The 11,582-nt window shown below is 38.2% G+C and carries 10 protein-coding genes; 8 read left to right on the forward strand and 2 right to left on the reverse strand.

Annotated elements, in window-relative coordinates; all coding sequences use genetic code 11:
- The first annotated feature begins 3 nt into the window (after window positions 1-3).
- The 8 genes from hxsD (at window position 4) to RB604_RS10970 (ending at window position 8,738) form a co-directional block, all read left to right on the forward strand.
- Window positions 4-291 carry a His-Xaa-Ser system protein HxsD gene (gene hxsD / locus RB604_RS10935; RefSeq protein WP_129649015.1) on the forward strand — a complete coding sequence of 96 codons (288 nt, stop codon included), beginning with the start codon at window positions 4-6 and terminating at the stop codon, window positions 289-291.
- Window positions 278-1,687: a His-Xaa-Ser system radical SAM maturase HxsB gene (hxsB, locus tag RB604_RS10940; RefSeq protein ID WP_129649018.1), complete on the forward strand. Its 1,410-nt coding sequence runs from the start codon at window positions 278-280 to the stop codon at window positions 1,685-1,687. The genes hxsD and hxsB overlap by 14 nt, the downstream gene beginning before the upstream one ends.
- The gene (gene hxsC, locus RB604_RS10945) at window positions 1,684-2,556 is read left to right on the forward strand and encodes a His-Xaa-Ser system radical SAM maturase HxsC (RefSeq protein WP_129649021.1); all 873 of its coding nucleotides are present in this window, start codon (window positions 1,684-1,686) and stop codon (window positions 2,554-2,556) included. The genes hxsB and hxsC overlap by 4 nt, the downstream gene beginning before the upstream one ends.
- A gap of 212 nt (window positions 2,557-2,768) precedes the next feature.
- Window positions 2,769-3,701 carry a hypothetical protein gene (locus tag RB604_RS10950; protein WP_229104157.1) on the forward strand — a complete coding sequence of 311 codons (933 nt, stop codon included), beginning with the start codon at window positions 2,769-2,771 and terminating at the stop codon, window positions 3,699-3,701.
- A gap of 1 nt (window position 3,702) precedes the next feature.
- Entirely contained in the window at window positions 3,703-5,685 is a 1,983-nt protein-coding gene (locus RB604_RS10955) for a GDSL-type esterase/lipase family protein (protein ID WP_129649027.1), read from the forward strand.
- Window positions 5,682-6,887 carry an MBOAT family O-acyltransferase gene (locus RB604_RS10960; RefSeq protein ID WP_129649030.1) on the forward strand — a complete coding sequence of 402 codons (1,206 nt, stop codon included), beginning with the start codon at window positions 5,682-5,684 and terminating at the stop codon, window positions 6,885-6,887. The genes RB604_RS10955 and RB604_RS10960 overlap by 4 nt, the downstream gene beginning before the upstream one ends.
- Window positions 6,887-8,590, forward strand: a complete 1,704-nt coding sequence (locus tag RB604_RS10965; RefSeq protein WP_129649033.1) for a carbamoyltransferase family protein — start codon at window positions 6,887-6,889, stop codon at window positions 8,588-8,590. The genes RB604_RS10960 and RB604_RS10965 overlap by 1 nt, the downstream gene beginning before the upstream one ends.
- A gap of 1 nt (window position 8,591) precedes the next feature.
- Window positions 8,592-8,738 (forward strand): DUF5989 family protein, encoded by a 147-nt coding sequence (locus RB604_RS10970; protein ID WP_004290533.1) that lies wholly within the window; start codon window positions 8,592-8,594, stop codon window positions 8,736-8,738.
- 409 nt (window positions 8,739-9,147) lie between these two features.
- Here RB604_RS10970 and RB604_RS10975 read toward each other — a convergent pair whose 3' ends face one another.
- A complete protein-coding gene (locus RB604_RS10975; protein WP_129649036.1) occupies window positions 9,148-9,858 on the reverse strand; it encodes a hypothetical protein in 711 nt (236 codons plus the stop codon).
- Between the two features lie 16 nt (window positions 9,859-9,874).
- Window positions 9,875-11,416: an RNA-binding domain-containing protein gene (locus RB604_RS10980; protein WP_129649039.1), complete on the reverse strand. Its 1,542-nt coding sequence runs from the start codon at window positions 11,414-11,416 to the stop codon at window positions 9,875-9,877.
- Window positions 11,417-11,582: the final 166 nt, after the last annotated feature.

The following is an 11,582-nucleotide window of genomic DNA, read 5'->3' on the forward strand; positions in this document are numbered from 1 at the left end:
CCTATGGAGATAAAAGTAGATAGAAATATATATTCGGACTCTTGTATATCCAAAGTTGTATATCTATTGTCTGAAAAATTTAGTATAGCAAGAACCTTTGTCAACAATTACGAGATTCTTACAATAATTCATAAAACAGACGATGATTTTGATGTCAACGATTTTTGGGATAAAATGAATGATTTTAAGTTAAGGGAAATCATCAATACAGAGACCAGGGACATTAAAACAATTTTATATGCAAAGGCATTTGGCGAATTTGACAATTTAGACGAAAATGATTTCGATTAATAAGTATCACATACTTCCATTTAACTTTATCAGGATCAAGAATAAAGAGGTTTTGATAAATGAATTAGGGGACATGATTGTCGTTCCGATTGGTACCGCATGCCGTTTAGCGAACAAGGAAGCTATTGAAGAAGAGTTATTCAAAAGCCTTTATGCCAATTTCTTTGTAACAAACAATTATTTCTCCCCGTTGATGAATGTCTATGCCGCTAGACTTAGGGAGAAGAAAGGTTTTTTGGACAACTTTACCGCACTCCATATATTCGTCCTAACCCTTCGTTGCAATCAGAATTGTGTATATTGTCAAGCATCAAGTCAAGATGAGGTAAGCAAACATTGTTCTATGAGCTTTCATACAATGGGCAAAGCTGTGGAATTGATGTTTAAGTCTCGCTCTCCATTTCTTACAATGGAGTTTCAAGGTGGAGAACCTACATTGGAGCCCAAGCTGATTAGATATGGCATAGAATGCGCAGAAGAAACAAACAAGACTGAGAAAAGGAAGATAGATTACGTTCTCTGTACGAATAGCATAAATCTGACAGAGGAGATAATGGATATTTGTCAAACCTACCATGTGTTGATTTCTACATCTCTTGATGGTCCTGAATGGCTACATAATAGAAACAGAGGCAAGAAAGATAGTTATGAGAAGGTTGTTGCCGGCATAACAAAGGCAAGAGAATTATTAGGGTATGACCAAGTCTCTGCTTTGATGACTGCATCGGAAGAAGGTGTTCTTCACCCAAATGAAATAGTTGATGAATACGACAGATTAGGCTTTAACAGCATCTTTCTAAGAGCATTAAATCCTTACGGACTTGCAAGAGATAATTCCGATTGGGACGTATATACAGACAAGTTCATTGATTTCTACAAGAAAGCCCTTAATCACATTATAGAGCTTAACCTTAACGGAAAGTTTTTCATTGAGGAGTTTGCTGCTATTATTCTTCGAAAGATGTTAACACCTTTCTGTACAGGTTTTGTTGACTTGCAATCACCGGCAGGCATCATAAACTCTGTCCTTGTATATAATTATGATGGCTATGTGTATGCATCGGATGAGTCACGTATGCTGGCAGAATTCAATGATTACACTTTCCGCTTGGGAAGTGTGGATGACAAATATGAAGATATTGTCTATGGTCAGAAGGCAAGAGAATTGGGAAAGATTTGGTGTAACGAGACGATAGCAGGTTGCTCTGATTGTCCAATACGAATGTATTGTGGTGCTGATCCTGTACGTAACTATTCTACCCAAGGTGATACGTATGGTTACAGACCAAACTCATGGTTATGCAGGAAGAACAAGGCCATCATCGAGTACATTATAGAATTAATAGTAACGCGTCATGATGAGGTGATGCCGATATTCAAAAGTTGGTTGGTATGAAACAAAGACCATTAGACATATTATCTAACGACAATACTTTGTTCTGTACGGAACAATGTAACAATCATTGTTTGATGTGCTGTCAACCACCGATAAATGTTGATGACATTGATTGGTTGTACGAAGAAAACCTGTTACGCATACAAAACGCTCCCAAGGATTTACCCATAATAGGTATTACAGGAGGTGAGCCAACTTTATTAGGCGAAAAGCTAATCTCTCTCATAATGTATATTCGTGAGCAACTTCCTGACACCGATATTCACATTCTTAGCAATGGTCGCAATTTCAGAGATGCAGATTACACATCTACCTTAATGGAAGTTGGTGAAGGACGTATCATCTTCGGCATACCTTTACATTCCGATTTTTATAAGGATCATGATATAATTGCAGGAGCAAAGGGTGCTTTTGAGGAAACCATAATAGGATTGTACAACTTGGCATCTGTAGGAGCGTGTATTGAACTGAGAATAGTAATGAATAAGCTTAACTACAGAAGGTTCTTGCCTATGGCAGAATTTATCCACAAGAATCTACCCTTTGTTGCATGGATAGCATTCATGGGTATGGAATATACAGGATATGCCATCAAGAACTCTAAAAATATTTGGGTTGAGCCGAAGGATTATATTGCACATCTATTGAATGCACTGAATTTTCTGGATGAATGGCGCTACAATGTGTGTATATACAACATACCGTTGTGCCTCTTGCCCGATAGTTTCCATGATTTCGCCCAAAGGAGCATATCAGATTGGAAGAACGACTATCCTGACATCTGCCAAGAATGTAAAAAGAAAGAAATGTGTTGTGGATTGTTCACAACATCAATAAAACCATACGAAGGATTAAAAGCGATACAATAATGGGAAAAATCAGAATATATTCAAAACCGCCAAAGTCAATCGTTTCACTTTCGGAAACATACACTGTATCAAGCTCTTACAAGTCTGGAAGAGTAACCTTGTGTTTGACTCCTGATGGTGAATACCTTTTTACCGTCTATGGCGATATAAGCGAGTCAACAGCAAAACGAAGCTCTACCCATAAGGCCACAGAGCAGAAAATGACCAACATTATGCTCAAGATGTATGAGGATGTACAGGATGCTTATACTGTAATACAAAAGAAGAGTAAATTACGTTTGGTTTCATCGTATTCTGTTCAACAGAACGTAAAACCACAAGGCACATACCAGTGGAAGACATTGGATATAAAGAAACCTACGGACAACGAAATAAAAGAGCTTGTTATGAGTGAAGCAAGAAATTTGGCTCACAATCCCAAAAGTTCTTCTGTTAGTGAATCTGAGTTTGTGAAGGCAAACTTAGAGAGCGTGAAGAAACAACGTATGGACGCATGGGATGAGATTCTGAAGTTGTTCAATCTTATTGAAAAAGCTCAAGCAGATAGAGCCAATGCTTCTTTCAAGAAGGTATATGATGCGAGTGTAAGAGCGCAACAAGAAATCATTGATGGCGAGAGTCATATAGTTGATGATGCCTTTCACTCATTCTCTAATACATTGATAGTGCCTTTCATCATTGAGTTGGATTACAAATACAATCAGGCGACTAAGAGTATTGACGTAAGCATAGAGCTGACTGAAGATCCTTCGTTGAAGATGCCAATGAAAAAAGCAACTCTGAAGACAACGGGTAAGCTATCTATTCGCGCAAAAACACAAGGTGATGTTCAACGGGATTATGCCTACACCTGTTTGTCGCTCATGTATTATATAGCATGTAATGTGTTCAATATCACTCCGAACATACAAACCTGTAGAATAGCTCTATATACAGCGAGAAAGGCAGAAGGCATCTGTTGGTTAGAATTTAACAGAAATAAGTTTGCCACACTGCATCTCTCAACATTAGATCCTCTGTTAGATATTATGGCATGGCCCAATGTCTCTAACTTAAAAGTACTGAAAACCACATCCAAACTGGAATGCATTGAGAAAACAGTATTTGAGAATCAGATTAAGTCACAGATTTCATCTTTAATGTAGAATGACTCGAAAGCGACTGAAAGTAATAAACCTCCTATTGGTGCTACTGCTATTGTGGAATCCAATAGTTTTATGGCAATACTACCAGAGTATGGTCATTGCTTTTTTATTGCCTATAACTATCGTGAGCATTGGTTTAGCCATTTCGAGAGTTCGTAGTTTGAGGTTGAAAGTTTGGGCATTCAACCTTGCAGCTATTGCGAGCATACTCTTTCATGCAGAGGTGATTTTCACGATGGTGTATGCATATAAAGAGATACCGAACCTGTATGAACTGCATGGGAAATACTATTTCAATAAACCTTATCTCGACCAACAGTTCAATGACCCTGAATTTATAACACGATACAAGACAAATTGTCAAGGATATAGGGTTGATGATTTATCCTCACAGGATCAGAAGATTGAAAAATGTGATTGGCTGTTTATCGGAGATTCATATACACAAGGTGCTCAGGTAGAATACAATCAGTTGTTCAGCTCTTTGATTTACAAAGACTTCCCCGATAAAGTCATAGTTAATGCTGGTATAAGCGGGGCTGGTCTTTATGATGAGTTGAATTATTTCAAAGACAAGGGCAAAAAGTTGTCTCCCAAAGTTGTGTTCCTCCAGATAGGAGCTTTTAACGACTTTATGAATATCAGAGAACATCAGCCATCCTTACAGGATTACATCATGGAGTGGTCGGCACTATATCGCTACTTCGAATATAACATAGCCAATAGCGATGAGTTGCCATTGGGCAGATGGACGGAACCATTCTTTCCTAACAAGGAAGATAATATCGACAACAATATCTTTTTCAAACAAACGTCTGATTACAAGGAAGTCGACAAGAGGGCTTTCAAGGAAAGTATCTCTGAATTCAAAAAAGAAGTTGAATCTATTGGTGGTAAGTTGGTACTTATCTTTATTCCTTCAAAAGAACAGATTTCGCCAGAATTGTTGAAGGAGGTTTTGGATGAGTACAATATAAGCAAAGAAGAGATTGATCTTTCTATTCCAAATAAATTATGCCAATCGATAGCGAATGCTCTTAGAGTGGAACTTTATGATTTGACAACAGAGTTCAGGCAATCCAACTCATTTCCATTCTTTACACATGATGAGCACATGAATGTAGTTGGACACCAGCTTATAGCAGAGAGGATTGTCAAAGAGTTAAGCTCGATAAGTGGTGGGTATGACTATTTGAGTGAGGGTAATTACCATGAGCGATATCCAACGATTCATGCCGATGGTACTATGGTGTATCAGTCTCAAACAGAACACTATTATACCATAAATAGATTGAATATGAACAATGGTTATCGTGAGGAATTGTGGCGAGGTGTTAGCGAACTGGTACATCCTATGATTTCAAATGATGGTAGATACCTTGTGTTTACAGAGGGTGAACAAGAGTCTTTGAATACAGATGTTATTCTCTATGACTTTTTTAAAGGACATCAAGTTGCTATTAACAAGAAACCAGCAAAGGGAGCTATTCCATGTGTCAATAAATCGGCGACAAAGATAGCCTTTCCTTCCTGGACAATGGAACACACGACTCCCAGCATTGTACTGTATGATATCGCAACAGGCAGACAAACGCAATTTGAAGATGGTGTAGAATGTTGGCGACCAGTATTTTCGAATGATGATCGACATATCTATTATATTCAGAAAGAAACACAAGATAGCCACTTTGTGATTAAAAGCTATGACGTAGCAACAGGCAAGAAATGCGTTGTATTAAAGCATCCATACGATATTTGGGATATTGCGGTATCACCTTCCGGGAAGTACATTGCTTATGCAGGAAACAAGGATACAAATTGGGATTTGTTTATCTATGACATGGAACAGAAGCAAAGCCGACAGATAACACATACTCTCGGTGATGAGTGGGATCCTGCTTTTGGCATTTCTGATGATGATCTATGGTTTGCAGGTGTCTTCGGCATCAATGATGGCATTTACCATATAAAGCTAAAAAAATGACAAAACTATATCAGATATTAATATGGTTGTCAAGTGTAGGTGTATTGACTTGCTTCGTCAAGATGTATGTCTTGATGTTTCTTGTTATGTCTGTTATCATCGTGTTATCTTCCAATTTCATAGGAAAGAGCCTGAGTAAAGCTGTGGTAATTACTGATATCGCTGTTCTCGTTTCGGCATTCTTTACGTTGAAGAGTCCGTTGGGATTGATCCTTCCTTTGGGTTATTCTGTATTTGCATTTTCTGCAATATCTTTGATTATAAACCAATATCGTGATTACAAGAATTATACGGCTTTGGAAATTCTCTGTTACTTATTCTTCTTTCCAAAGATATTTGCAGGCCCGATTGATAGAGCCGATGATTTTGTTAGACAACTGAGAGGGAAGAAGAAACCTACATTGAAGAAACTTTATCTTCCAATCAAGATGTGCATCTTTGCGTGTTTCTATAAATTTGTCATTGCAGACAGATTATATATCCTATGCAATGACGACTATGATGGATTGAATGAGGTATGCAGCATCTTATGTTATGGAGTGGCTTTCTTCTTTGATTTCTATGCGTATTCTATTTTTGCCGTTGCATTTGGTAAATTGTTAGGTATAGATCTTCCAGAGAACTTTAATTCACCATATTGTAGCAGGACATTTCGAGATTTCTGGAAGAGATGGAATATCACATTAGGAACTTGGTTGAGAGATTACATTTACATCCCTTTAGGTGGCAACAGAATATCAGCAAGGCAATGGATATTGAATATCTTATTGGTTTTTGTTATTAGTGCAATATGGCATGACTTGTCTATCCCGTTTATCGTATGGGGAATAACTCATGCGATACTTTTAATAACGGAACGAAACCTTAATATCAAGGGCAATAGATACTATGGGGCTTTCGTCTTTCTGGTTTGCACCCTTCTATGGCAATTGTTTGATGTTAATGAGATTGAAGATTTTGTGTTTCGTCTTATAAAGGTTACGGAATATCAACCTATAGACAATTCTATTGTGGTTGGAGTATTTGTTTCTTTGTGTGCATTATGGTTTGCTGACAGAAGTTCTACCAAGGATATCATATTCAGACACAAGGATTCGGATCGCTATATTTTGAAAGAAGTTCCAATAACAAGTATAATTTTTGTGCTTGACATCTTATTGGCAAATAATCCAAGTATAAATTTCTTTTATATGAAGTTCTGATGGTCGTATTGGGAATAACTGCATATTATCATGATTCGTCTGCTGCACTAATAGTGAATGGAAAAATCGTAGCTGGAGCGTTGGAGGAACGTTTCAGCAGAAAGAAACATGATAACAGGTTCCCGATTTTGGCTATTCAGTTTTGTATGGAATACGCAGGAATATCATTAGATGATGTGGATATTATTACTTTCTACGAGAAACCATTCAGGAAGTTCGAACGCATCATTAAGGATAGTATTGTTTATGCTCCCAAAAGTTATGATCGTTTCTTGAAGTCTGTTCCTATATGGCTCAAAGAACGACTGAATATGCGAAAGACCATAAAGAAAGAATTGAAAGAAGTCTATAGTCGTGTTAAGGCTGACATTCGATTTGTTGATCATCATCTCGCACATGCAGCTAACGCATATTTCCTATCACCATATCAGGATGCTGCAATACTGGTATTGGATGCGGTTGGTGAGGATTCTACAACATCTATTTATAGTGTGTCTAACGATAAAATTACTTTGATTCAACAGCAAATTTATCCAAACTCCATAGGACTATTGTATTCTGCCTTTACGTATTTTTTGGGATTCAAAGTGAACTCTGATGAATACAAGGTCATGGGATTAGCACCATACGGCAACAAGAATTCGGAAGAAACAAATCGCTTTGTCAGTATAATCAAGGATAATCTTGCAGAGATTCATGAGGATGGAGGTATTGTGCTCAATACAAAGTACTTCTCTTTCATGTATTCCGATAAGATGGTCAATGACAAGAAGTGGGAAAGGTTATTTGGTCTCAGTAAACGAAATGTTGGAGAAGAAATTACCATATCTCACAAGAACCTTGCTTTGGCAATACAGTTAATTACGGAAGAGATTTTCTGTAAGTTAGCAGTTACTGTAAAGAACATAGTGGGTAAGACAAATCTATGTATCTCAGGCGGTTGCGCTATGAATTGTGCTGCCAATGGTGTATTACTAAAGACTCACTTGTTTGACAATATATATGTGCCTTATGCTCCTGATGATTCTGGATGTGCTATTGGTGCAGCATTAGTTTGCTCATCATTGATGAATGGTAAGATTGAGGATACTTCATTCATAGGTCCTGAGTATGATGATAATCGTATCGTGGCAGCAATTGAATATAACGGATTGATATACAAGCATCTTAAAGATGCAGAATTGTGTGACAAAGTAACAGAACTGTTGCATGAAGGAAAAGTCGTCGGTTGGTACCAAGGCAGAATGGAGTTTGGACCACGAGCTTTGGGTAACAGAAGCATTCTTGCAGATCCGAGGAATACAGAGATGAAAGACAAGATCAACTCCAAGATTAAATTTCGTGAAGAGTTCCGTCCGTTTGCACCTGTAGTACTGGATAAGTATGCAGATGAGATAATGGAACTACACGGAACAGAAAGCGAACACATGATGTTCACCTACACAATGAAGAAAAAGGGATTTGATGCAGTTACTCATGAAGATATGAGTGCAAGAACTCAGATTCTACATAGAGAATATAATAACAAGCTATATAAATTGCTTGAAGCATTCTATGAAAAAACAGAATGCCCGATGTTACTGAACACAAGTTTCAATGTCATGGGTGAACCTATAGTATGCACTCCGGAAGATGCAATTAGGACTTACTTAAACTCTGGTTTGGATGCTTTGGTAATAGGTAATAATTTGATAAAGAAGTGATATGGATTTAATAAAGGAACTATTTATATACATATACTCACAACGGAAATGGTGGCTTGCACCAATCATTCTGTTGCTGTTGATAATTGGGCTATTCGTAATCTTTGCAGATACTGCAATAGCACCATTCATTTACACATTATTCTGATGAAAAAGATTTTTGCACATATCAACTCCGTTGGAAAGATTGTAAACAAGGCTATCGTTACGGTCTTGTTGACACTTGTGTGGTTATTTGTGATAATGCCATATCATATATTCATGCACAGTAACAGAGGAGGTAGATGGATTATTTTCAACAAAACTTATAGTCAAGACGATTTTATTTACATGGGATAAAACATTGGATTATGACAAGAGAACAAATAGAGGAACATCATTGAAAGGACAGAACACTCAACAAAGGCAAGTGTTTATTATGCTAGGTGTTATCAGCGTGAGCATCCAGCCCTAATGTTTATGCAGACTTATACCGTTTACAAAAATAGCATATGGGATGATTAGAATCTATCATATTCATATACCATTTTATTTTTAGGGACATTTACTGAATATCCCTACTTAGATTTATTTTCCTTCTCTCTCATTTCCTTTAGCTTTTCAACTCCTGGCATCTTTTTAGCCAATACACTTTCTCCGGCAGGAAAGTAAAGCGGAAAGGTCTGGGATAAAAAACTTACAATATCACTACGCTTCTTGCCCATGTTGAAAAAAGTAGAACAAACAAAATACATAAGATCTTGCTGACTACATGTATCTTTTAGCTGAATGGTTATTGAGGGAGTGATTATCAAACCGTGTTCTGCAAATGCGCAAGCACTGGCAAGAATAGCTTTCTGCTCTTCCTCAGTGAACATCGTGATTTTATCTGCTAACCATTCAAGTTCTCTTTGCTGAAGTGCTTGCTGCTTTTCATTCTGATGTTCCAATAGAATTGCTACATTTTCTTGTTGCTTTTCTGTCAAGGCGTTTTCCAATACTTGGTTCTTTCGTTTAAGAACATTGAATTTCAGCAAAGCAGCAATGTACATACAGAAATATCCTACTGCAATATCGAATATTAGGACAAGCAGATAATTGTTACTTGAGTTTTGTGTGTCACCAGCCATATACTCACTAATAGGGATGACAGCTAATAGCATGATGATGGCTATTGCATAAAGCACTTTGTATCGTGTTTTATGGTTTACCTGTGGTAAGGAGGCAAACAAAAAGGCAATAATCAAAACGGCTATTATTGCACAGAGTGGTATGAAAGAGGTTTCCATAGGTTTGTTGTTCTGTTTATGGTTTAACAATAATGCGCCAATAACCAGCCTTGTCTGAACCTTCGTGAACCAAAATTCCCATACCCCTAAGGCTCTTGATATTTTTCTCTATAGCGCGTTTAGTTACACCAATCTTGTTGGCCATATTATCAGCTGTGATTGAAGGATCTGAAATAACGAGGTCGATTATCTTTTGTGCAGTTTTGCTGACTTTCTTCTGTACTTCCGATGTATCTCCGAACTTATCCGCATTTACACCGAACTTTTCGGCCGAACTTTCTTCATTTACACCGAACTCTTTTGTGTTTACACCGAACTTTTCGACCGAACTTTCTTCGTTTACAGGGTACTTTTCGAGGGTATTATTTACCCTGTTGGCAACTTCTTCCACAGGTATTCTTCCGTTTTCGTTCCAGTTCAGATTGTAGAACGTGGTGTAGAAAGAGGTCGCTTCCGTTTGATATTGCGGTTCTTTTCCTTGCAGGAAATTGGGTAGTTTTTCCGTAAGCTCCCGCATTTTGCGTAAACCGGAGCCACGTTTCTCCATATAGTCCAACTGTGTGAACACATCCGCAATGACGGGGTTACGGCGCATGGATGGCACTTTGTATATATCTCGGTCTTGAATCTGCGTACCGTCAAGCATTGCACCAGGTGATACCAGTTCTACACGGTCATCGTAAATATCGATATGTACTTCACCGCCCATCACGGTATAATCCCGATGGATAAGGTGGTTTACCAATCCTTCAAAGATGGCGCGGTCGGAATAGTCGGGGAGGTTCAGACGGTAGTTAGGCATCTTCACCCAGCCGCTCATTGTGTAGTTCTTAATGAAGTCCATGCCATATTTTAAGAGCAATACAAGGTTAGCCCGATGTTCCACGGAACTGATGGCATCATCTTTATAAAGTCCGGTCCAACGGGTACAGAAAATACGCGATTGGAATACGGTACAGTTATCCACAAACAGCAATCCGGCATTGGTCAGTTTGCCGTCAGGGGTTACCAGTCCGAATGATTCCAGATATTTATCGTTCCATTCCTGATGAGTTTGCTCGCGGAAGGTATTGGCAAGGATGATGAAAGAGTGTTTGCCAGCATCCACTTGGGTAGGCAGTGAATCCCAAGTCATGTGCGTGCCTTTTAATACCAACGAAAGTAATTGTTGCGAATTACACTCTACACTTTTATTGCCGATTCTTACGTAAGCTGTACGTGTCCCGTCTTGGTAGTAATAATAAGGTGTCAGCGTTCCTGCCTTTACTTTCACTTCAAGTAAAGAGTGTCCTTCGTGTTCAATTGGAATAAGTTGTATTTCCGGCACAGGGTCAAGCCTTGCCTTGATTGTTTCGCTGATAAAGTCCGCATCGGATTGCGGATTCTCCAAACCTACAATCACTCCGTCATCGTTCACTCCATAGAACAAGCTGCCACCGTCCGTATTGGCAAAAGCCGATACGGATTTAAGCCACGACTTCACTTTCTTACGCTCCAACATTTCCTTGAAATCGTAAGCCGAGCATTCTGCTATCAATGTATTGTTATTTATCTGCATTGTTTCCTTGTCGTTGTTCGGGTATAATATCCCAATATCATATACAAAGGTAAAGATAAAAGTGGAGATTTTATTAAATTCGTGCCATACTTTTGATTATTATGCGTTTATATCACGATTTTTATTAAATAAATCCGTACCTTTGCAGTCGAGAGCTGTGGTTGCT

Source organism: Bacteroides salyersiae, assembly GCF_031172035.1.
GTDB lineage: Bacteria > Bacteroidota > Bacteroidia > Bacteroidales > Bacteroidaceae > Bacteroides > Bacteroides salyersiae.